Origin of the sequence: Achromobacter sp. F4_2707, assembly GCF_047501535.1 — a bacterium.
Lineage (GTDB): Bacteria > Pseudomonadota > Gammaproteobacteria > Burkholderiales > Burkholderiaceae_B > Yanghanlia.
On sequence record NZ_JAZDRJ010000006.1, the window covers coordinates 20,334 to 40,996 of the forward strand.

Genomic DNA, 20,663 nt, shown 5'->3' on the forward strand with positions numbered 1-20,663 from the left:
CGACGTTTCTTATGATCGCAATGCGCCTTGCGCGTCAGCTTGTTTACGAGCCCTGTAAAGCTCTATCGATTAACGCTTCTACTTGCTCGCCGTCCCAAGCGGCGGGTCCCAACGCGCGACCTATTTCTCGACCGTTTCGATCAATGAGTAAAGTCGTTGGTACACCGGGGGCACGGAGTGAATTTGGAGCTTGTGCTGATGGATCAAAGTATCCACGCAAAGTCTCTATTCCGAACTCTTCGTAGAACGATTCGACCAAGGCCGTATCACGGTCAATCGACAAAGCCACAACTTCGAAGTCTGCGCCGCCCCGTTTGGCGTTTAGCCGGTCGAGTGAGGGCATTTCTTCTCGGCAAGGTGGGCACCAGGTAGCCCAAATGTTTAATAAAACGACTTTCCCTCGGAAGTCTGCCAAGCTGAGCGCTTTGTCTGCTTCGCCCTTGAAAGGCAGGGTTGGAAGATCTCGCGGTGTACTCCAGCGCATGAAGCGTTGATCGCCGATATCAATGGCGATGTTGAGAGTGCCCCCGGAGACTTTTCCTGTGGCATTCTCACGCTGGTAAGTAAACAAGAAAAATGCGATGGCGACCAATGAAGCAATCACTATCATCGTAAGAAAGAATATTTTCAAAGCACTTTTCATGATGGCTACTGTGCTGGGGTTGGAGTAGTTGTGTCGTGGTCTCTTTGATTGATCGCATGTTGGATGCTCTCGCTAATAGCGCGCGCCGCGTTCGAGTCCGGGGGAACCGCTCCAAGCACCTGCTGCCAGTAAGAGATGGCGCTGTCATAATCTCGCCGTTCTAATGCTGCAGCGCCTGCAAGTGTTAGTGCAAATGGCTCCTCGGGACTAAGGGCTAGCGCCCGTTCGAGCAATGTGGTTGGATATCCGGAAAAGCCATTAGGATTGCTTCGTGCCAAGGTTTCTGCGTACTCGGTCAGTGCGAGCGGATCGGTCTCAATTGCACTTCCGGCCTGTGCGAACGCTTTTGCGGCTTCCTCGTATCTCGAAAAATACCGATATGAGCGGGCAAGCATGAGCCACCCTTGCGGGTCGTCTGGATTCAGTGCGAGTCGTGCAGAAAGTGAATTCACCATTGCCTGAACATCAGCTTGTGTGATGCTCGGTGACGGCTGCGTGGGCGCCGGATTCATCGCAGCGGGGTTCCCTAGTTGAAGGTATAACAACATCGACGCCACGGGGAGGACGACCGCTACACCTAACGCTGCATATTTCCCATTGCGAGGCTGTTTCCCGCTTGTAACGACGGGTTTTGCCTCATCTAACACTCGACGTTGTAAATCTTGAACGGCTTCATTATGATCATTGGCCGACAAGGTGCCGCTTTTACGATCTCGCTCGAGTTCGGCCAACTGATCACGAAGCACGGCCGAATTCACGACGTGGTGCTCAAGGTGTGTCGTTGCGCGGGGCCCGCGCCACAGCACGCGCCCTAGTGGGAGGACAACGGCAAGAAGCACCAGTACAACCAGTGCAGTAAAAATGAGGTTCATCAGGATTTCTCAGTGTCGGCAGATTGGGCTAGTAACGCACGTGCACGTTTGCGGTCTTCGGCGCTCAGCGGAGTGTTAACGAGGCGGGCCTTGCGGCGGCGGAGTGCCCTTATCAGTATCGTCAAGCCCAAAAAGAACAGCAGCATCGGTCCGAACCAGAGCAACACCGTAGTGGCATTCATGGGCGGACGATAGAGCACGAAATCTCCGTATCGTTCAACCATGTAGGTTCGGATCTCGTCATCGGTTTGGCCGGCTTGGATTAGCTCGCGGATCTGCTGACGGAGGTCGACGGCTAGCTCAGCTCTCGACGCTGCAATGGATTCGTTCTGACATACAAGGCAACGCAGCTCTTGCGCGATGTTGAACATCCGCTTCTCAGGGTCGACCGTCGTTGCGGAAGCCGGCATTGCAATCAAGAGAGATAAAATGGCAAACCACCAGTATTTCATTGCTGGAGCTCCCGAATTAGTGGCAGCAGCGTGTCGCGTACTGCGCTTTGTGTCACCGGCCCGATGTGCTTATGGCGAATCATTCCTTGCTTATCGATGACAAACGTTTCAGGGACTCCGTAGACGCCGAAATCGATTCCTACACGGCCACGCGTGTCCGACACAGAGAGCGTATATGAGTCTCCGTAGCGCGCGAGCCAGGCTATCGCCTCGTTGCGTACATCCTTGTAGTTCAAGCCTATGATTGGTACCACACCGGAGTCGGCTAGCTCCGAGATGACCGGATGTTCGTCAAGGCAAGCAGCACACCAGGATGCCCATACGTTTAGTAGCCAGACCTGGCCTTTCATCGAGTCAGAGGTAAAGACGTTTTCAGGCGACTTCAATTCGGGTAAAGAGAAGTTTGGAGCCGGTTTATCGATAAGAGGCGAGGGCAACTCACTTGGCTTCAACGTGAGTCCGACCGCAAGGAATGCCACCAGCACGATGAATCCCGCGAAGGGCCAAAACAAACGATTCACGACGTCGCTCCCTTCAATGCGACGGACGCATCACGCGCCTTCCGCTTCAGTCGGTAGCGGCGATCGCTAATTGCCAACAACCCGCCTAGGGCCATCAAGAGACAACCGCCCCAAATCCAATCTACAAAGGGCTTGTAATACACGCGAACACTCCAGGCGCCGCCACCGAGCGGTTCTCCTAATGCCACGTACACATGACGAAGTCCGTTGGCGTCGATCGCAGCCTCGGTCATAGGCATGGCAGAGGATGCGTACGTTCGTTTTTCTGGATGCAGTAGGCCCATAGATGCTCCGTCGCGGAACATTTCGATGTCTCCCATGTCGGCGACATAATTTGGGCCTGGGACCTTGCGCACGCCCATGAATTTCAAGTCATACCCCCCGACCTGTACCGTTTGCCCCGGCGCCATGCTCACGTCTTCCTCAGTTTCGTAGCCCATTACGAGCGTGACACCGACAACAAAAACCGCTATGCCCAGGTGGGCGACGTGCATGCCGAGCCAACTGAGAGGCTGGGAGAACAAGCCGCTACGCGTCGCTTTCATGCGTTCGTAGATGCCAATGACGACGGCAACACCGATCCATGTCGCGAGTGATACGCCGAGGGCAACAAGCAGCGACCACCGTCCGAGCGCTAGCGGTACACCTATGCCGAATGCAACGGCGAGGAATGCGGGGATGTACAGACGTTTCAACATGGCTGGCAACTTGGCGGACTTCCAGTTCGCTATAGGGCCCACGGCCATAAGGAGCAGTGCCGGCACCATGAGAGGTACAAAAATCGCGTTAAAGTAGGGCGGACCGACGGATATTTTTCCAAGCCCCAGCGCGTCTATGAAAAGCGGATATAACGTACCGAGTAGAACCGATCCGGCAGCCACAGCCATTAGTACGTTGTTAACGAGCAAAAGGGATTCGCGCGAAACAAAGTCAAACCGTCCGCCTAGACCAACTTTTGGCGCGCGGACCGCGTACAAGAGTAGCGACGCTCCCACCACTACGGCGAACAAGAGTAATAGGAATACGCCTCGGCGGGGGTCTGTGGCAAAAGCGTGTACCGAGGTCAAGACGCCCGAACGCACTAAGAAAGCACCGAGCAGGGATAGCGAGAAAGTGCTAATGGCGAGCAGGACGGTCCAGCTTTTGAAGCTATTGCGCTTTTCAGTGACGGCAAGGGAGTGTATGAGGGCTGTACCCACCAACCATGGAATGAACGACGAGTTCTCGACGGGATCCCAGAACCACCACCCGCCCCATCCGAGCTCGTAGTATGCCCACCAACTTCCGACTGCGATACCGAGCGTAAGGAAGAGCCAAGCTGCAGTAGCCCATGGCCTTGACCAGCGAGCCCACGCCGCGTCGAGCCTTCCCGCCAGAAGTGCTGCGACCGCAAAAGCGAACACCACGGAAAATCCGACGTAACCCATGTAGAGCAATGGCGGATGAAAGATTAGGCCTATATCCTGTAGAAGTGGATTTAGATCGAGTCCTTCCAACGGAGCTGGCGTAAGGCGTTCAAACGGGTTTGATGTGAGCAGAACAAACAGCAGAAATCCAGCATTGACCAAACCCAGTACGCCCAGGACTCTGGCGACCATCGGCTCCGGCAACTGACGTGAAAGCACGCTGACCGCGCATGCCCAGCCGGTTTGCATCAGTACCCACAGCAAAAGCGAACCCTCATGACCGCCCCAAACTGCCGCAATACGGTAAAACAGCGGCAATTGGGAGTTGGCGTTCTCCGCGACATAGGCGACAGAGAAATCCTTGGTTATGAACGCCCAAGTCAGGCTAAGGAATGCCAGACTGACTAGGGCAAACTGGATACGCGCCGCAGGCCGTGCAAAAGCGATCCATGCCACGTTCCCATTTGCCGCTCCTGGCAAAGTCAACGCCGCTTGAGCACCCGCCACGAGTAGTGTCAAGATAAGGGTAAAGTGACCAAATTCAGCAATCATGTCGGCTACAACCTCGTTCCTTCGGCGTTCTGGGTCGCCTGATCTATAGCGTGCTGGGCTTCCCGCGGCATATAATTTTCATCGTGCTTTGCTAATACCTGCTCCGCTCGAAATTGGCCGTTGCCATCCAGCTTTCCCTGCGCTACAACACCTTTGCCTTCGCTGAATAAGTCAGGCAGTATCCCGGTATAAAGCACTGATACGGTTTGAACTGAATCCGTAACGACGAAATTTACTGTTAAGCCATCGCGCTGCACGCTGCCGGTCTGCACCATTCCACCAACTCGAAACGTGCGCTCTTTAGGGGCTTCTCCAGCAATGACCTGCGCAGGCGTGAAGAAAAATACCAGGTTGTCCTGAAAAGCATTCAAGACCAGCGCAGTCGCGATCCCTAAGGCAGCTATGCCGCCCCCGATAAGGGCAAACCGCTTATGTCGAGCTTTCATTGTTTTTCCTTTCAAAATCGGATTTCTCTGGCAACTTCGATATCGAGCGTTTTCGACGTCGGCTAAGCAGAGCGACTTCCACTACTAGAGCGATGAGCGTGATACTTAGTGAGCCCCATACGTATGGGGCATAGCCTCCCATCGCGAAGAATTCTGCGGCGCTATTCCACTTCATGGTTTGTTCTCATTCAATCGATGTACCCAGGTGCTATGACGTTCTCGTTCCAAAATGATGCATCGAGCGCGTATCAGTGCGACGCTGATTGTGTACATCCAAGCGGCCAACGATACGAGCAGCATGGCAACGAGCATGATCGTTGCCATGGACGGGGCGCGCGTTAGCGATACGGACGCGCCTTGATGCAATGTGTTCCACCACTCGACCGAGAAATAGATGATGGGTATATTCACTACACCGACTAATGTCAGGAGTGCACCAGCTTTGTCAGCGCGGCGAGCGTCCTCAATGGCAGACTGAAGCGCCATAATCCCGATATAAAGAAAGAGCAGTATCAATTCAGATGTTAAGCGTGCGTCCCAGACCCACCACGTTCCCCACATCGGCTTGCCCCAAAGGGCGCCCGTCCATAAAGAGAGGAAGGTAAACATCGCGCCTGTCGGTGCGAGTGCCCGCGCCATCATGGCTGATAATCTGCTGTTGAAGGCAAGGCCTACCGCTGCCCAGAATGCCATGACAAGGTATATGAACATGGACATCCACGAGACAGGCACATGGAGAAAGATAATGCGGTACCCTTCGCCCTGCTGCGCGTCTGTGGGCGCCAGGAAGAAACCGATATAAAACCCCAAGGATCCTATCGCTATAGCCGCGAGCATGAACCATGGTGCCAAACGACCTGCCAGAGGGTAAAACGTGCTTGGCGTGGAATATTTGAACCAGTTAATCATTTATTGCCTTACTCCAACGCGATCCGTAACGCCATAGTTGTGGCCAAGGGTGAGAAGAACGCAGCCAGTGCTAAAGCTGCCGCTAACAATGAGAAATGCGACTCGGCTCCTAGCCCCGCATTAACCGAGGCGACCGCTCCTGCACCGAAGATCAGTACTGGTACATAGAGCGGCAGAACCAATAACGCGATAAGTACGCCGCCTCCCCTCAATCCGATCGTCAGGCTCGCGCCAATCGCCCCCAACAGGCTCAGTACCGGCGTGCCAATAGCGAGCGAGGTAGCTAACGTCAATAATGACGCGGGTGAGATATCAAACTGCAACGCCAGCAACGGTGCGACGAATAGCAGAGGAACACCCGTAAGGATCCAGTGCGCAATCACTTTCCCTGTGACGAGCATTCCAAGGGGGGCTGTGGACAGCATGAGTTGCTCCAGGGTCCCATCAGCGTGGTCCTCTTCGAAAAGCCTGTTCAGTGAAAGCATGCTTGCTAATAATGCAGCGACCCAAATGACCCCGGGCGCGATCTGTCTCAGCGTATCGCGCTCGGCACCTATACCAAGGGGGAATAAACTAACCACGATGACGAAAAAGAAGACCGGTGTAAGTGCGTCGGACTTACGACGCATCGCAAGACCTAAGTCGCGGCGAATCACCGCATATGTGGCCGCCAAGCCAAGTGATTCCATCATGAGCCGATCCGCAACGTACGTATTGATCCGGTTACGACCATCGGTAAATGGCTGGTCCAAATCGCAGTGCCGCCTTCAGCTAAATGCCGCGAAATCCTGTCGAGTACCCATTGCGCTGCCGCGTCATCAAGCGCAGTCAAAGGCTCATCGAGTATCCAGAAAGACCGTCGCAAATAGCACAGTCTGGCCAAACTTACCCGGCGTTTTTGGCCTTGAGAAAGCGCCCGCACCGGCAGGTCTGCAATTTCATACAAGCCGCTTTGCTTCAATGCGTCCTGAGCGATTGCATCGCTGATAGGTTCGCCGGCTAATGCCGCTGCATAAACGAGATTCTCTATTGCGGTCAGGTCGTCTTTAAGGCCTATCAGGTGGCCGCAATAAAGAAGGTCCCGTCGCAATTGTTCTCGAGCGACTTGAATCGGATTGCCGTTCCAGAGGATGGCTCCGCCGCAAGGGGGCGTGAGCCCCGCGAATAGACGCAGCAGTGTTGTCTTTCCACTCCCATTCGGCCCTTGGACGAACAGGCCGGATCCACGTTCAATATGAACGTTCAGGTCATGTAATAGACGGCGCTCACCGCGCACGCAGGTCAGATTGATGGCTTCAAGCACGATCGTCCCCAGTTCGCAACATCGTTGCTCGCTGTACAAAAGCTTGCGGGCACTAAGGGCAAGAATGCCGGCGGTGCCGTCAACCCTCAGTGCAGTTCGATAAGCTGGACAGAACTGGCACGGCGTACCATGCGTTTCAGGCCGAGAACCACGAAAGGGTCAAGATTGCGCGATAGTTTCACGCACGGCGTGCCAGCTCAGGCGAGAGGCAGCCACTGGGGGCGTTCGGGACGCTCGTTGAGCGCGCGCTGCTTCATGGCGGCCTGCCGAAGGTCAGGGCCAGAGTCGGAAGCGAGCGGGGGAGGGGGGGAATGTGAGGATGACAACAAAAACGCACAGGATGCATGACAGACATAGTCCGAATGCCCTGACATCTCCGACGAAGTGTCTGCCTTCTTCACTTCGCCGTAGGATGGCGCCTTCGTTTCCTGGAGGTTAAAACTATGGTCGTCCACATAGTCGACTGACATTGGCGGACAATAGAAGTCGATTACCGCCCAGGAGGCCTGGAGCGGAAGCAACGAAAATATTATCAGCAAAATCAATCGTTTCATGACGGTTGATATTCTACAGGATTGGGGCTATGTCTGCAAACCGGATGTGGGTGCGGCGGGGATCTCGGGCGGCCCTGACGCACCTTTGGCCGGTGTGTCGTGCGGGGTGGGATGTAGACTCTAAAAACGTCAATTGTGTCCAGGAAAAAGAATTTCAAAGGCCGTCGCTGCATCGTTCGAGCTGACAGTGATGGTACCCCCGTGGGCCTCAATAATAGATTTCGCAATTGCTAATCCAAGGCCGGCACCTTCCCCCGAGCGCTGACGGGAGGCGTCAGGACGATAAAACCGCTCGAATATACGGGGAAGATGTTCTGAAGGGATGGCGGGGCCTGGGTTCTGTATGAGGACTTTCACCGTACTCGGGGCGTGTGCAGCCATTTTTTCCAGCTGGACCAAGACCGTTTCACCGCTCGGAGTGTGTCGAATAGCGTTGGACAATAGATTGCTCAGCGCACGGCGAATCATCAATCTGTCACCTAAAGTACTGACAGGCCCACCGTATACCTCTAAGGCGACTTCACGTTCTTCGGCCCAAGCGCCAAAATAATCGAAAAGCATGCGAACTTCAGTTTCAAGGTCGATGGCTACTAGCTCTGGCTTTAGCAGCTTGTTGTCCGCTTGAGCCAGAAATAACATGTCGCCGACCATCTTGGCCATCCGATCATATTCTTCTAGATTGGAATACAAGATTTCACGGTACTGTTCGACACTGCGGGCTTGAGAAAGCGCGACTTCTGTCTGGGTTTTTATGTTCGTAATCGGCGTACGCAATTCATGAGCAATATCACCCGAGAAATCGGATAGACGCCTGAACACGTCTTCGAGACGGTCTAGCATCTGGTTGAAAGATGTGGCCAGCTCGGCAAGTTCTACTGGCACTGCATCAGGGAACAACCGGATGTGCAGCTGGTCGGACTTGATTCTTCCTATCTGACGGCTGATTCGTCTTATGGGCGCGTGGCCTTGATGCACAGCGAGCCATGTAAGAAAAATTGCAATAAGGCAGGCAGCCGCCGTAATGACACGCAGATAATTGCGAAAGCTCTCAAGGTAGTGCAGGTGGAAATTTATGCCGGTACCCACGGCAATGGTAAGAACTTCCATACCCGTATGACTGTCGGCTGGAACCTGAATCACTGCACCTCTGTAAGTTTCGTTATGGTCTTTCCATATACTTACTGTATCAACAGTGATCTGGTCGACAGGTTGCGAAATTTTTGCAAACCTTGCCAGGTTCGAGCCGGGCGTCGCATAGACCACCGAGCCAGCCAGCGTCGAAATTCGGTACTGAGCATTGTGATGACCGGAAACAGCGCTTGCAAACATGGCCCGTACGTCTGCGGCACGTGAGCCATCCGGCAGTGTCGCAACGGTGTGTTTTAGGGCTTGCAGAACCGCATTCAGTTCATCTACGTCCTGCTGGATGAAGTGATTGTTGATTGAGCGCTCGATGACCCATCCGAACGTCAGCAATACAACCGTGATCACTGCGCCGATCGAGACGGTAAGTCGTACCGCCAGAGAGACAGGACGTCGCTTCATTGGCTTGGTGTCGAATCGGTGACATCGAGCATGTATCCCATCCCGCGCACCGTATGTATCAATTTAGGTTCGTACTCGTCGTCGATTTTCGCCCTAAGACGCCGGATGGCGACGTCGATAACATTGGTGTCGCTATCGAAATTCATATCCCAGACTTGGGAAGCAATCAACGATCGAGGCAGCACTTCGCCCTGGCGACGCACGAGGAGCTCCAGCAGGGCGAACTCTTTGTTAGTGAGGGTTATCCGAGTTCCTTTGCGTTCCGCTCGCCGCCGTGGAATGTCGAGTACGAGATCGGCTACTTGCATTTGATCACTTGCGGCCGGGACAGCGCCGCGCCGCAATAGGGTGCGAACGCGTGCGAGAAGTTCGGCGAAGGCGAACGGTTTGACCAAGTAATCGTCTGCCCCCAACTCCAAGCCCTTCACCCGATCTTCCACGCTATCGCGCGCCGTGAGAAACAAGACCGGAGTCTGCGATTTAGCATCACGCAGCGACTGCATGATGCGCCAGCCGTCTACGTCGGGCAGCATCACGTCCAAGATGATTAGGTCGTAGGAGCCTGTCAGCGCCAAGTGGTGACCGTCAAGGCCGGTGCGGGCGAGATCGACCACAAAGCCGGATTCGAGCAGACCTTGGCGCAAGTAGTCGCCCGTCTTGACCTCATCCTCCACAACAAGCAGTTTCATGTGATCGCTCCTGAAAGTTTCCGCGGAAGCGGGGCTCCCACGGCCGGACTTCGCCTTACTAAACCATCGTTACAGTCTAGTGTCACCATCGTGACACGTGCATGACGGGATGATTACAAAATTGTAATGTCGGGTGGCGGCTTTGCGACCCTTCGGTCAAGTCCGTCCAGTCTTGCTGTAAGCCCGGATTTCAACGCGTCTTTGTTGCTAGACTTGCGCCGCGCGCAAGATCTGGCATGGGGTTACCGGGCTTGGAGGCTGCCAGTTTCCGTTTTTCTTGGATGGGGTCTACCGGCTGATTATTGACTCGCAGCTCATAATGCAGATGGGGGCCACTGGATATTCCGGTCGAACCGACATAGCCAATGATCTGTCCTTTTTCTATGTTGACACCCTTTCTTAGGCCTTTCTTAAATCGACTTTGATGTGCATATACAGTGGAATAGACATCGTCGTGTTCTATGAAAATCACTTTTCCATATCCGTTCTGGACGCCTATAAAAGAAATTTTTCCCTGAGCCGTGGCGCGGATGGGGGTTCCTTTTGGGGCAGGGTAATCAAGACCTTGATGGCCAGCCCACTTGCCCGATACGGGATGAAGTCGGTAGCCATAGGCTGAATTGATACGCACGTGTTCGCGTAGTGGCGTGTTCAGAAACATCCTGCGTAAGCTCTCAAGCCGAGGTGGTGCTTTATGCGAGTGTTTACCAAGCGTGTGAACGGGGCCTTCGATAATAGAAGTCTGCCTGACCTCCGATGCTGCCACAGTATTCGTCATAAGGTAGCCTAAGACGAGAAACAGGCCTTTTAATATCCTACGCATGTCAGATAAAAAATATTTTTATAGTGCTAAAGCGTGGTTCGTCTTCTTTGACCCGATCGACTCTAGATGCTGTGGGGAAAAAGCGTGGGCGGTACTGCGTACGCAGTACCGCCGCCTTTGCCTTCATGGCACCTTATCCGACTTTTACCTTACCGATCATGCCGGCTTCCATGTGTCCAGGAAGAAGGCAGGCAAAGTCAACGGTTCCAGCCTGAGGAAACTGCCAGACGAGCCCACCTTTTTGACCAGGATTGACCGTGATCATATTGGGCTCGGCATGCTTCATTCCAGGCATGTTTTTCATCATGGCTGCATGCTCTTTGAGTTCTGCAACGGAACCGATCACCATTTCATGCGGGATCTTGCCGTTGTTCTTCATGAAAAAACGAACCGTCTCGCCCGGCTTGACGTTGAACTGGCTTGGAGAGAAACGCATGGTGTCGTCCATGACTAGCTCGATCGTACGTGTGACCTTGGCGGGGTCGCCAGGTTGCCCCATAGTTGAGCCGGTTTTTTTCATGCTGGACATGTCATGGCCTTGCATCACGGTGCCGTCTTTCATCTCATGACCTCCACCGTGGCTCCCGGCAGCAAATGCCAGAACGGGTAACGTGCTTAATATCAATATAGATAGTGTCTTTCTCATGAAAATCACTTTTGAATGAGGAAAAAAAGAGCATCAGATATGATGTTCCCTGGTAAAACCGTTAAAACCTAAAGCTCAAACCCGCCACGAAACGGGTTTCCTGCTTGGAGTCGCCCGCTGCACGCGCGTAATCTGCCGTTTTTCCAAATTTGCTGGACCACTCCACGCCAACGTAGGGAACAAACTGACGCGTGACTTCGTACTTGAGGCGCAAGCCCGCCGTGCCGTCTGTCAGACCGCTGCCAATGCCCCAACGTTCATCGTCTTTGCCATGGAGATTCACTTCCACGCTCGGTTGCAGGTACAACTTCTGAGTCAGCAAGATGTCGTACTCGGCCTTCAGTCCCAGAGCCGTGCGTCCGCTGGGGCCGACATAAGCCGTGGCATCCACCTCGAACCAGTAAGGCGCTAACCCCTTGAAGCCGAATGCCAACCATTCCCGGTTCGGCGCGCCCTTGCCGTGATCGAAACGAACGCCCAGCTCCGTATCCCAGAACGTTGAAACCGCATGGCGCCAAAGTAGTTGCGTCTCGGACTCCTGCAGCTTGCCACTCGCCACTTCGCCTTCCGCTTTGATGACGGCACGGTTATAGGTGCTGCCATACCAAGCCTCCCCTTCATAGGCGGCCCATTCCTCGCCTCGCGCCCTTACGTACTCGAACCGGTCGACGTTGACGGAGCCGAACTTGTGCATATCCGACATGATCAGCGCATCTGAAGGTGGCAGCGCGTACTTGCCCGCGTTACGCACGTAGCCATTGGAGTAGGCATCGGGGTCGCGTGCATCTGGTGGCGCCGATCCGCCTTGCATCTGCATATCGCCATGGTCCATCCCGCCGCCGCTCATATCCATTGCTCCCATATCGTGAACAGCGGCCGTCGGAGTTGTGTTGGTTTGGCCATGGTCCATGCCAGGCATATTCATTTTGCTGTGATCCATGCCAGGCATGCTTGCTGCATCGCTAGGAGCCGAGCTGGCTGGCATGGCGGTATGGCCTGTATGGGCGTCATGCGCTTGGGCGTACGCGAAAAGAGGAGCTGCGCCGAGCGTTGCGATTGCAACGGCAAGAATGCTTTTCTTTATATGGGTATTCACGAAGAAGATTCCCTTTTTCTCGTTTATTGAGCTCATGCCACCACCACTTCGCGAAACATTCCCGCATCCATGTGCAGCATCAGATGGCAGTGCCATGCCCAGCGACCCAGTGCATCCGCGGTCACGAGAAAGCTGATGCGCTGCGCCGGCTGCACCGGAATCGTGTGACGGCGAGCCTGGAAGCTTCCGTCGGGCGCCTCCAGCTCACTCCACATACCGTGCAAGTGCATGGGGTGCGTCATCATGGTGTCGTTGTGCAAAATAACCCTGACCCGCTCGCCGTAGCGAAAATGCACAGGTGTCGATTTTCCGTATTCAACGCCATCGAACGACCAGGCATAGCGTTCCATGTTGCCGGTCAGATGAAGCTCGATTTCACGCTCTGCGCCGCGCGGATCCATCGCGCCACCCACCGTGTGCAAGTCTGAAAGCGTCAATACTCGGCGGCCATTATTGCGCAGCCCAATGCCGGGATCGTCCAGATTGGTGCGAGGCATGTCGACCCGCATGTCGATGCTCGGACCATACTCGGTCCTTGCGTGGCGCACTTGGGTGCTTGCGCCAGCCGCTGCCATTGCGCCATGATCCATACTCGCCATGCCTGCGTGATTCATGCCCTGCATGCTGCCATGGTTCATTCCTGCCATAGCGCCGTGGTCCATTCCGCTCATGGACGACTGGCCGGCCGCGCCGTGGCTCATTCCGGCCATGCCACCGCCCATTGCGCCCATCATGTCCGCCATGGTCAGCCATTCCACTGGATCAAGCGCGGGCACAGGCGCTTCGAGTCCGGCACGTGTGGCGAGCGTACCGCGCGCATATCCCGTGCGATCCATGGCTTGCGCATAGACGGTGTAGGTATCGTCCTTAGGTTGCACCAGCACGTCGTAGGTTTCCCCAGGACCAAAGCGGAACTCATCCACTGTCACGGGCTCAACGTTGACGCCGTCGGCTTGAACGACTGTTAACTGTAAGCCTGGTATGCGGACGTCGTAAAAGGTGTTGGCTGCTCCGTTGATAAAGCGTAAGCGGATCCGTTCACCAGGCCGAAACAGCCCCGTCCAGTTGCCCGCCGGTGTCGTGCCGTTCATCAAATAGGTCAGCACGTTCGCGGACAGGTCGGCTAAATCGGTCGGGCTCATGCGCATCTCGTTCCACATTTTGCGCTTGTCGATGGCTGCTTTGAGGCCATCCCGTGAGGCATCCCGGAAGAAATCAACGGCGGTGGGCTGGTTGTAGTTGTAGTAGTCGCCTTGCGTCTTCAGCTTGGCCAGGACCCGCATCGGGTCCTCGTCGGTCCAATCTGAGAGCTGAACGACATACTCCCGATCCGCCCGTATGGGGTCGGTTTCTGCCGGGTCAATAATGATCGCCCCATAGACGCCGGTCGCCTCCTGCATCCCAGAGTGGGAGTGATACCAGTAGGTGCCGCTCTGTTCGACTTTAAATCGATATGTAAACGTTTCTCCTGGGGCGATGCCCGTAAAACTGATGCCTGGCACGCCATCCATTTGGAAAGGCAGGATGATGCCGTGCCAATGTATGGAGGTCGCTTCCTGCAGCCGGTTCTTGACGCGAATAGTGACCGTATCGCCTTCGCGCCAACGCAACGTGGGGGCAGGAAGCGAGCTATTCACCGTCGTGGCCATGCGTGGGTTGCCGGTGAAGTTGACGGGCGATTCACCGATCTCCAGGTTGAATTCGGTTCCCGTCAGGACAGCGGCTGAGCCTGTGCCCGTCTTGGCGAACGAACCCCCAGCAGCTCGGGCGAAGGGGGACAAGCCCAACAATACGCCGCCGGCCGCAAGGCCCTGAACGAATCGGCGACGGGGCAGGATAGGCAGTGCAAGCGAGGGCGGTAGCAGGTGTTTCACGTGAGCGTATCCGAAATTCGAAAGATGGTGGAAATCAATCATCCTTCGATGATCGAGGCTTCAATTAAATCGCCAACAACGACTTTAACGAGGCGCACATGTCGGCCCAATGACGCCCGCATTACATTTTTGTAATGGACGGTATGGCCGGTTTAGCGACGACGTGATCGGCGCCTCCTCGGGCGGATAGTGACCGGTGCCGGCAGCACCGATATCATTGGCCTTTGGCTTTTTCGTCATGCTGCGTTGAATCCGATTCGCTCGAATTGCCATGCTGGTGTCCTCTGTGCCCATGCATTAAATGCATGAGCGAAACGGCTACCAGGAGTAAATAAGGCCACCAGCCTGTGATATGTCCCCAATGCTCCCGCATGAGGTAAAAGCCCGTCACTAGGACGAGGGAAATCCAAGCCTTCGCCCCAGGGCGCGCCCAAAGCGAGGGCGATGGCCGTTGACGCTTGGGGTGGGACGGATGATGCTTCATACGCAGGAGCTCCAACTAAATTAACTAATACTTTCTAGAACGCTAGCGGCGTTCAGCTCGCGTTTGCGCCCCTCTGCAATGCATACAGCGAAATATCGACCCGATACTTTATGAGACGCTCAGTGGCCGCCGCAGCACCCGCCGCTTGCTCGAGGATCGCGTTTAGAACCCTCTGGAGCGGCTTCCTGGCTGCCTTCCATACTCACAGCACTGCCGGTCACTTGCTGCGCGGGGTAGCCCGCCGCCGCTAGAGCTTGCAGCAGAGCCGGTTGTATCGCAGCGACGTCGTTAACGTTGGCGCGCGCCACTCCCCGCGCAAGGTCTACCTCGGCGTTATGCACCCCTGGTACACCAACAAGTGCCCGAGTCACTCTTGCGACACAGGCGCCGCAAGTCATGCCCGCTACCTTCAGTTCGATTTGTTTCATGCTTTACTCCTTCAGTATTGTTTCAGTTCAAACGGCAGTCAGAGCCACAGCTCGTCTCTGTTTCCTCGTACCCACGGTTCCCGGTCGCGTGCTGTCACTACCAAGATAAACCTTCCCATTGCGACAAGGTCAAGCAATACCTTCGCTGATTCCATCACGGTTCCGCATAGCGTCCAAACTTGAAAGCTTTCCGGTGTTAGTAGCAAATTGAAAATGCAGCTGGTCGTTTGCAACTCATTGAAGTGCAGTTCTACTTCCGACTTCAACCGTCGTCGACCACAAGTGGCCGGTGCCCCAGTCCGCAGAATCAAACTATCTCGCAATCGCAATATTGGCTTCCATGGGAAATCGTAAGGAATCTCCCTTCATGAAGCTTTGCACGACTGCGTGAGTTTCCTTGGTTACTTCGCTCACGAGCGCACTTCGCGTTGCCCCGTCTAACGAAGCAAACTTCGGAATCGATGTCGCTGCGCCCAATATAGAAAATTCGACGAATCGTTCGGGTTCAGGCATTTGGATCGACACAGCTTTCGTCGTAACTTCTACATGTGTAAAGTTCGCGCTTCTAAGCAACGTATAGAGCTTTTCTGCGCTGGAAAAGGAGAAGGCAACGTCGACGTCCCTGAATGGGACGTCGAGGTAGCGCGCGGTGGCGGTGAATAGCGCTTCGTGTATTGGGTGTCGAGTTAGAGATTGCCAGACACTGATTACGGCTGTTCCGTGCGTGCGAAGCAGGCGGCGCATCTCTCGTACTGAAGCGCCTCGGTCTGGAAAGAATTGCAGTCCTTGCTGACAGAAAATCAGATCGAAATTATCGTCAAGAAGGTCTAGGTGCGTTGCATCGCCTTGGCGCCACTCGATCGGCGCGCCTGCGGGTTGGTGTTGGGTGCGACCCACCTTCAACATGTCTGCGTTGATATCGACCGCGACGACTGTACCAGTTGTCCCTACTATCGGTGCGACCTGTCGAGCCACACTGCCGGTGCCACATGCAAGATCGAGAACCCGATCACCGCGCTTGGGAACTGCCAATTCCAAAAGAACGCGTGTCCATGGATCTGCAATAGGTCGGCTGAGATAGCGCTCGTACACTTCGGCAGGATTAAGAGGCTGTTGCATGTTCATTGGTTCCAAATCAATGGTGATCTATTCCTACGCAAACCCGCACGTTTTTTTGTGGGTTTGCCACGGAACCCCCAATATTCCCGCCGGGGCACCAATCGCGTTTTTCTAAGAAACAATTTATGGCGCGCTACGGTACGTGATTCCGTTAGGGTTGGGTCCTACCTGATACGTAGCAACCACATCATGAGTGCTGGTGTCGATCGCGCTCACGCTATTATCGAGGGTGTTAGTGATGAAGACGTATTTACCGTCTTCACTCGCAACTACACCGTGAGCACCTTTACCCGTCACGACGGTGCCAATAACCTTTTGGTTTGTGGTATCGATCACTGAAACGGTGTTGTCCGGATCGGTATCACTTCCTTGATTCGCCACGTACATCGTGTCGCCCGCAGCGGCATAGAGTTGGATCGGGCCGCGACCGACGCCGATGCGATTGGTCACTTTCCTTGTATCCACGTCGATCACCGCCACGCTGTTTTCGTCGCGTAGTGAGACGTATACCTGCTTGCCGTCCGGGGTGAATGCCACCTGTACGGGTGCCTTGCCTACTGGAATCCTCGCGACCTCTTTGAGGCTTTTGGTGTCGATGACGGAAACTGAGTTGTCGGTCACGTTTGCTACGTAGAGCTCGAGCCCACTCGGGCTCAAGCGCAAGCCGTGCGGATAAGACCCGGTATCAATCTCAGCGGTAATTTTCTTCGCTTGGATATCCACTACCGACACGCGATCCTTATCGGCGTTGGTGATGTACGCATAGCGCCCATCAGAACTGGTGACGATATGAGCAGGGTGGTCGCCCGACGGCAGTGTTTGCAATACTGTATCAAGCTGATCGCCGTCCAGGATTAGCAGGCCGGCGTCCCCGTGAGCGTCAGCGCCGTCGCTGTGCGCGCCAGCTGCCTTCTCTCCGTGACCGCCGTGTCCACCTCCGTTGTTTTTCGCAGTTCCGACGGCGAGCACTGTTTTGCCGTCCGGGGAAATCTGAACATTATGGGGCACGACGCTGATCGGAGTTGTCTGCACATTGCCTGTGCTCAGAACGATCTTGCTAACGGATCCATCGCCCTCGTTTGCACTATATACGACGCCATTTGGCAGCGACGCAGCGTGTATCGTGCTGGCAGAGAAGGCAAGAGCGACAGCGAGAAGGGCAGGACGAAGTTTCAGCATGGGGAAGCCTCCATATATAGGCAAGGAAAATTGTTTTCTGGCAATGGGAAACCATTGCTGAAACTATAGGGTGCTGCCCCTGACCGGACGATTACTCGCGGATTACCCTTTTGCAATGTCATGCCGCTATTGCGGGTGCGACGGGCGCTGCACGTACCAATATTCAAGAAAATGACGGCACGATTACAAAGGTGTAATGCGCGGCCAGTATCGCTCACCACTCATATTTTTGTCTGGTGCGACGGCTCGAGATTTGCTGGTTTAGCCGTGTGGCGTCTCACTTAGGGATGCACATTAAACACCTGTTAAGATCATTGGAGATGAATATGCCCCATAAGAAGTTTCAATCTTGCATCGACGCCTGCTATGCATGCGCTACAGAATGTGATCACTGCGCAGTTTCCTGCCTGCATGAACAAGACGCCAGTAGCATGGCGCGCTGTGTAAAACTGGATATGGATTGCGCTGCAATGTGCCGCCTTGCGGCCAGTCATATGGCGAGAGGGAGTGAGTTTGCGCAATCCATCTGTCGCTTGTGTGCAGAGATCTGCGAAGCTTGCGGAGAAGAGTGCGCGAAGCACGAAATGGAACATTGCCAACGCTGCGCGGAGGCGTGTCGCACATGTGCTGAGGAGTGCAGGCGGATGGCCCAGGCGGCTTAACGTCTTGTTTTAAGGAACGTTCGCGCCGCCCAATAAGGCGCGATTAACTGCAGGCCGACGTGACGTCACGTCGGCTTCTTATATTTCGAGCGACGGTGTGCTAACGGGTACGAGCATGACCTTGCTCCACAAGTCTGGTGTCTAGCCCCGTCGAGGCTCCTGATGGAATGTGCAAGGATCGTTCGTTCCTGCTTTATGCGCAGTCACCGAGCATTGCGCCGATGACAAAATACAAACCGCTACAAATTAGCTTGGTTACGACGGCGCGGCGAAGATGACAAAGATGTAATGCACGAGCAATGCCCCTGAAAGGCGGCGGCGGCTACAGTAAGGTGAGCCGCTCGATTGTATGGCGGACGATAAACACATCACCAAAGAGAACCGAAAATGAAATGCGATATGAAGACGATGCTAAAGGCCGGCGCCGGGCTTGCCGTTGGGATTGCGGTTGCCTATGCAATGTTTCCCGCTGCACGCGAACTGCTCGTTGCAGTAAGCCCGTTTCTGTTTTTGTTAATTTGTCCGCTGATGATGGTTTTCATGATGAAGGGTATGCAGTCGTGCCACACCGACCATGCCACCAATAAAAGCAGTTCGCCAAAACTATCGAAGGATGAGCCCGCTAAGTCGGGATTCACTCGCCTAGGCCTGGCGGTGAGTAAGCGGCGGGATGCCTAACCAGCTAATGGGTGGCGACCTCAAGAGAGCAGTTTTAGTTCTAATCGCAGTGCTGGGAATGCTCATAGTGTTGGCCGTCGCGTTTGCAGGGGTCATGCTGTACTCATTGTTGCGGTTATGAGATGGGTGTGCCCTCAGCATTTCTGCGCACTTGAGCTCGTATCGCTCCCCTGTGGGCTGCCAGCTCAAATGTCTTTTTATTATGAAAAAGTAATGCTTGCGTCACTCGACTGACCGCAGCACTTCGCTATATCTATGCATTAGCACTACCGTTGTACAGGAAACAATAATGAATACCATTTCACGACGCGGCTTTCTTGCCGCGGGTGCAGCCATGCTGGCCTATTCGCAGCTGCCCAAGTTCGCGGCAGCTCAGGGTGTGGCCCCGCTGTCTCTACAGGCAGCAACCCGCACGCTCGATGTCGACGGTCGCGCGGCGACCGTCTTCGGTCTTGCTGGTCCTAGCGGCCAAGGCTTAGTTCTCGACCCCGGACAGAGGTTCAGGGTTGACCTGACCAACAATCTTGATGTGAGTACGATCATTCACTGGCATGGCCAAATTCCACCCAACGCGCAGGATGGCGTACCAGACTTGCCTTTGCCGATGCTCGCGCCGGGTGAGACCCGCTCCTATGATTTCGAGCCGTTGTCAGGCACATTCTGGATGCACAGTCATGTGCCAATTCAGGAGATGCAACTGCTCGCGGCGCCGTTGATCGTTCGTTCAAAGGAAGATGTCGCGGCCGATCGGCAAGAGGTGGTGCTATTCCTGCATGATTTCTCATTCAAGACACCCCAGGAAGTGATGGCTGAGATCGAGGAAGGCCACGGGGGCGGCCATGGAGATGGTCATGGAGGCGGCCACATGGGTGATATGGCGGGCATGGACCATGGTGCCATGGATGGCATGGCGATGGATCTCAATGACTACGACTGGGATGCCTATCTTGCCAACGACCGCACGCTTTCGGATCCCGAGGTGGTGCAGGTCGAGCGTGGCGGGCGCATCCGTCTGCGGGTGATTAACGCTGCTGCGGCAACGGTTTTCTGGATCGAGACTGGGAAAGCGCAAGCCCGGCTCGTCGCTGTGGATGGACATGCCATCCAGCCCATCCAGGGTACGCGCTTTGGCTTGGCCATGGGCCAGCGGCTTGATCTCGAAATCGACCTGCCGCAGGACGGTGGTGCCTGGCCGATTCTCGCGCTACGGGAAGGGGCGCGAGAGCGTACAGGGCTGATCCTTGCCACTCCGGGCGCTGAAATCCGCCGCATTGACACCCTGGCAGAAACCGACGCACCCGCCTTTGACACTGACTTGTCACAGGAGTCGCGCTTGATCGCCTTGAACGCACTGACGAGTCGGCCCGTAGATCGTAGCCACATCGTAACGCTGGGCGGCACAATGCAGCCTTATGTTTGGACGATCGACGGCGCCGTTTGGGGCCAGCACCGTCCGGTTAGCGCGAAAAGCGGCGAGCGGGTCGTGCTGTCCTTTCATAACGTATCGATGATGGGCCACCCGATGCATCTGCACGGACATGTGTTCCAGATCGTCGGGCTGAACGGACGCGCGGTCTCGGGCGCCTTCCGGGACACTGTATATGTGCCGTCGATGTCGAAGGTCGATATCGCACTCGACGCGGGCGAAGCCGCGCGCTGGATGCTGCATTGCCACCATATGCCGCATCTTGAGACCGGCATGATGACAGAGTTCGCTGTCAGCGCGTAGGCCAGAGCATGGTTACTCCCAGCGCACACAGGTGCTGGGATGTTTCGAGAGAT

Annotated in this window: 23 protein-coding genes; 3 read left to right on the forward strand and 20 right to left on the reverse strand. The window is 55.1% G+C overall.

The annotated features are described in order from the left end of the window. Window positions 1-43: 43 nt before the first annotated feature. From VRY85_RS07225 to VRY85_RS07320, 20 genes are all read right to left on the reverse strand, one after another. Window positions 44-643: a TlpA family protein disulfide reductase gene (locus VRY85_RS07225; RefSeq protein ID WP_243650785.1), complete on the reverse strand. Its 600-nt coding sequence runs from the start codon at window positions 641-643 to the stop codon at window positions 44-46. A gap of 5 nt (window positions 644-648) precedes the next feature. Next, entirely contained in the window at window positions 649-1,515 is an 867-nt protein-coding gene (gene ccmI / locus VRY85_RS07230; RefSeq protein WP_414597929.1) for a c-type cytochrome biogenesis protein CcmI, read from the reverse strand. Next, on the reverse strand, window positions 1,515-1,967 hold the full coding sequence (locus tag VRY85_RS07235) for a cytochrome c-type biogenesis protein CcmH (RefSeq protein ID WP_414597930.1): 453 nt from the start codon (window positions 1,965-1,967) through the stop codon (window positions 1,515-1,517). The genes ccmI and VRY85_RS07235 overlap by 1 nt, the downstream gene beginning before the upstream one ends. Next, a complete protein-coding gene (locus VRY85_RS07240) occupies window positions 1,964-2,488 on the reverse strand; it encodes a DsbE family thiol:disulfide interchange protein (RefSeq protein ID WP_132474962.1) in 525 nt (174 codons plus the stop codon). The genes VRY85_RS07235 and VRY85_RS07240 overlap by 4 nt, the downstream gene beginning before the upstream one ends. Further along, the gene (locus tag VRY85_RS07245; protein ID WP_414597931.1) at window positions 2,485-4,446 is read right to left on the reverse strand and encodes a heme lyase CcmF/NrfE family subunit; all 1,962 of its coding nucleotides are present in this window, start codon (window positions 4,444-4,446) and stop codon (window positions 2,485-2,487) included. The genes VRY85_RS07240 and VRY85_RS07245 overlap by 4 nt, the downstream gene beginning before the upstream one ends. A 5-nt stretch (window positions 4,447-4,451) precedes the next feature. Continuing rightward, window positions 4,452-4,892, reverse strand: a complete 441-nt coding sequence (gene ccmE, locus VRY85_RS07250; RefSeq protein ID WP_414597932.1) for a cytochrome c maturation protein CcmE — start codon at window positions 4,890-4,892, stop codon at window positions 4,452-4,454. Then, on the reverse strand, window positions 4,876-5,067 hold the full coding sequence (ccmD, locus tag VRY85_RS07255) for a heme exporter protein CcmD (RefSeq protein WP_414597933.1): 192 nt from the start codon (window positions 5,065-5,067) through the stop codon (window positions 4,876-4,878). Before ccmD ends, ccmE begins: the two co-directional genes overlap by 17 nt. Next, window positions 5,064-5,801, reverse strand: a complete 738-nt coding sequence (gene ccmC, locus VRY85_RS07260; RefSeq protein ID WP_414597934.1) for a heme ABC transporter permease CcmC — start codon at window positions 5,799-5,801, stop codon at window positions 5,064-5,066. The genes ccmD and ccmC overlap by 4 nt, the downstream gene beginning before the upstream one ends. Before the next feature lie 8 nt (window positions 5,802-5,809). After that, window positions 5,810-6,493, reverse strand: a complete 684-nt coding sequence (gene ccmB, locus VRY85_RS07265) for a heme exporter protein CcmB (protein ID WP_414597935.1) — start codon at window positions 6,491-6,493, stop codon at window positions 5,810-5,812. Further along, a complete protein-coding gene (gene ccmA, locus VRY85_RS07270; protein WP_414597936.1) occupies window positions 6,490-7,104 on the reverse strand; it encodes a cytochrome c biogenesis heme-transporting ATPase CcmA in 615 nt (204 codons plus the stop codon). Before ccmA ends, ccmB begins: the two co-directional genes overlap by 4 nt. Before the next feature lie 683 nt (window positions 7,105-7,787). Beyond that, window positions 7,788-9,203: a Cu(+)/Ag(+) sensor histidine kinase gene (locus tag VRY85_RS07275; protein ID WP_414597937.1), complete on the reverse strand. Its 1,416-nt coding sequence runs from the start codon at window positions 9,201-9,203 to the stop codon at window positions 7,788-7,790. Beyond that, window positions 9,200-9,892: a heavy metal response regulator transcription factor gene (locus VRY85_RS07280; protein ID WP_132474978.1), complete on the reverse strand. Its 693-nt coding sequence runs from the start codon at window positions 9,890-9,892 to the stop codon at window positions 9,200-9,202. Before VRY85_RS07280 ends, VRY85_RS07275 begins: the two co-directional genes overlap by 4 nt. Before the next feature lie 190 nt (window positions 9,893-10,082). After that, window positions 10,083-10,670 (reverse strand): M23 family metallopeptidase, encoded by a 588-nt coding sequence (locus tag VRY85_RS07285; RefSeq protein ID WP_414597938.1) that lies wholly within the window; start codon window positions 10,668-10,670, stop codon window positions 10,083-10,085. A gap of 178 nt (window positions 10,671-10,848) precedes the next feature. After that, window positions 10,849-11,277 carry a cupredoxin family protein gene (locus VRY85_RS07290; RefSeq protein ID WP_341539329.1) on the reverse strand — a complete coding sequence of 143 codons (429 nt, stop codon included), beginning with the start codon at window positions 11,275-11,277 and terminating at the stop codon, window positions 10,849-10,851. Between the two features lie 145 nt (window positions 11,278-11,422). Then, window positions 11,423-12,493, reverse strand: coding sequence for a copper resistance protein B (locus tag VRY85_RS07295; RefSeq protein ID WP_414597939.1), 1,071 nt, complete (start codon window positions 12,491-12,493; stop codon window positions 11,423-11,425). Beyond that, on the reverse strand, window positions 12,490-14,331 hold the full coding sequence (locus tag VRY85_RS07300; RefSeq protein ID WP_414597940.1) for a copper resistance system multicopper oxidase: 1,842 nt from the start codon (window positions 14,329-14,331) through the stop codon (window positions 12,490-12,492). Before VRY85_RS07300 ends, VRY85_RS07295 begins: the two co-directional genes overlap by 4 nt. Before the next feature lie 214 nt (window positions 14,332-14,545). Next, window positions 14,546-14,815 carry a DUF2933 domain-containing protein gene (locus VRY85_RS07305; RefSeq protein WP_132474984.1) on the reverse strand — a complete coding sequence of 90 codons (270 nt, stop codon included), beginning with the start codon at window positions 14,813-14,815 and terminating at the stop codon, window positions 14,546-14,548. 119 nt (window positions 14,816-14,934) lie between these two features. Further along, window positions 14,935-15,243 carry a heavy-metal-associated domain-containing protein gene (locus VRY85_RS07310; RefSeq protein WP_132474986.1) on the reverse strand — a complete coding sequence of 103 codons (309 nt, stop codon included), beginning with the start codon at window positions 15,241-15,243 and terminating at the stop codon, window positions 14,935-14,937. Window positions 15,244-15,555: 312 nt separating this feature from the next. Next, window positions 15,556-16,362, reverse strand: a complete 807-nt coding sequence (locus VRY85_RS07315; protein ID WP_243650786.1) for a class I SAM-dependent methyltransferase — start codon at window positions 16,360-16,362, stop codon at window positions 15,556-15,558. A 123-nt stretch (window positions 16,363-16,485) separates the two neighbouring features. Continuing rightward, window positions 16,486-17,541: a cytochrome D1 domain-containing protein gene (locus VRY85_RS07320; protein ID WP_414597941.1), complete on the reverse strand. Its 1,056-nt coding sequence runs from the start codon at window positions 17,539-17,541 to the stop codon at window positions 16,486-16,488. A gap of 326 nt (window positions 17,542-17,867) precedes the next feature. Between VRY85_RS07320 and VRY85_RS07325 the strand changes: the two genes are divergently transcribed. From VRY85_RS07325 to VRY85_RS07335, 3 genes are all read left to right on the forward strand, one after another. Then, the gene (locus tag VRY85_RS07325) at window positions 17,868-18,203 is read left to right on the forward strand and encodes a four-helix bundle copper-binding protein (protein ID WP_414597942.1); all 336 of its coding nucleotides are present in this window, start codon (window positions 17,868-17,870) and stop codon (window positions 18,201-18,203) included. 399 nt (window positions 18,204-18,602) lie between these two features. Further along, entirely contained in the window at window positions 18,603-18,881 is a 279-nt protein-coding gene (locus tag VRY85_RS07330; RefSeq protein ID WP_414597943.1) for a DUF2933 domain-containing protein, read from the forward strand. Window positions 18,882-19,098: 217 nt separating this feature from the next. Beyond that, window positions 19,099-20,610: a multicopper oxidase family protein gene (locus VRY85_RS07335; protein ID WP_414597944.1), complete on the forward strand. Its 1,512-nt coding sequence runs from the start codon at window positions 19,099-19,101 to the stop codon at window positions 20,608-20,610. The last annotated feature ends 53 nt before the right edge of the window (window positions 20,611-20,663 follow it).

Excerpts from the sequence above, each read along its gene's own strand:
- VRY85_RS07225 (WP_243650785.1), bottom strand. The coding sequence starts at position 643 with ATGAAAAGTGCTTTGAAAATATTCTTTCTTACGATGATAGTGATTGCT.
- ccmI (WP_414597929.1), bottom strand. The coding sequence starts at position 1,515 with ATGAACCTCATTTTTACTGCACTGGTTGTACTGGTGCTTCTTGCCGTT.
- VRY85_RS07235 (WP_414597930.1), bottom strand. The coding sequence starts at position 1,967 with ATGAAATACTGGTGGTTTGCCATTTTATCTCTCTTGATTGCAATGCCG.
- VRY85_RS07245 (WP_414597931.1), bottom strand. The coding sequence starts at position 4,446 with ATGATTGCTGAATTTGGTCACTTTACCCTTATCTTGACACTACTCGTG.
- ccmE (WP_414597932.1), bottom strand. The coding sequence starts at position 4,892 with ATGAAAGCTCGACATAAGCGGTTTGCCCTTATCGGGGGCGGCATAGCT.
- ccmD (WP_414597933.1), bottom strand. The coding sequence starts at position 5,067 with ATGAAGTGGAATAGCGCCGCAGAATTCTTCGCGATGGGAGGCTATGCC.
- ccmC (WP_414597934.1), bottom strand. The coding sequence starts at position 5,801 with ATGATTAACTGGTTCAAATATTCCACGCCAAGCACGTTTTACCCTCTG.
- ccmB (WP_414597935.1), bottom strand. The coding sequence starts at position 6,493 with ATGATGGAATCACTTGGCTTGGCGGCCACATATGCGGTGATTCGCCGC.
- VRY85_RS07275 (WP_414597937.1), bottom strand. The coding sequence starts at position 9,203 with ATGAAGCGACGTCCTGTCTCTCTGGCGGTACGACTTACCGTCTCGATC.
- VRY85_RS07280 (WP_132474978.1), bottom strand. The coding sequence starts at position 9,892 with ATGAAACTGCTTGTTGTGGAGGATGAGGTCAAGACGGGCGACTACTTG.
- VRY85_RS07285 (WP_414597938.1), bottom strand. The coding sequence starts at position 10,670 with ATGACGAATACTGTGGCAGCATCGGAGGTCAGGCAGACTTCTATTATC.
- VRY85_RS07290 (WP_341539329.1), bottom strand. The coding sequence starts at position 11,277 with ATGAAAGACGGCACCGTGATGCAAGGCCATGACATGTCCAGCATGAAA.
- VRY85_RS07295 (WP_414597939.1), bottom strand. The coding sequence starts at position 12,493 with ATGAGCTCAATAAACGAGAAAAAGGGAATCTTCTTCGTGAATACCCAT.
- VRY85_RS07305 (WP_132474984.1), bottom strand. The coding sequence starts at position 14,815 with ATGAAGCATCATCCGTCCCACCCCAAGCGTCAACGGCCATCGCCCTCG.
- VRY85_RS07310 (WP_132474986.1), bottom strand. The coding sequence starts at position 15,243 with ATGAAACAAATCGAACTGAAGGTAGCGGGCATGACTTGCGGCGCCTGT.
- VRY85_RS07315 (WP_243650786.1), bottom strand. The coding sequence starts at position 16,362 with ATGCAACAGCCTCTTAATCCTGCCGAAGTGTACGAGCGCTATCTCAGC.
- VRY85_RS07320 (WP_414597941.1), bottom strand. The coding sequence starts at position 17,541 with ATGCTGAAACTTCGTCCTGCCCTTCTCGCTGTCGCTCTTGCCTTCTCT.
- VRY85_RS07325 (WP_414597942.1), top strand. The coding sequence starts at position 17,868 with ATGCCCCATAAGAAGTTTCAATCTTGCATCGACGCCTGCTATGCATGC.
- VRY85_RS07330 (WP_414597943.1), top strand. The coding sequence starts at position 18,603 with ATGAAGACGATGCTAAAGGCCGGCGCCGGGCTTGCCGTTGGGATTGCG.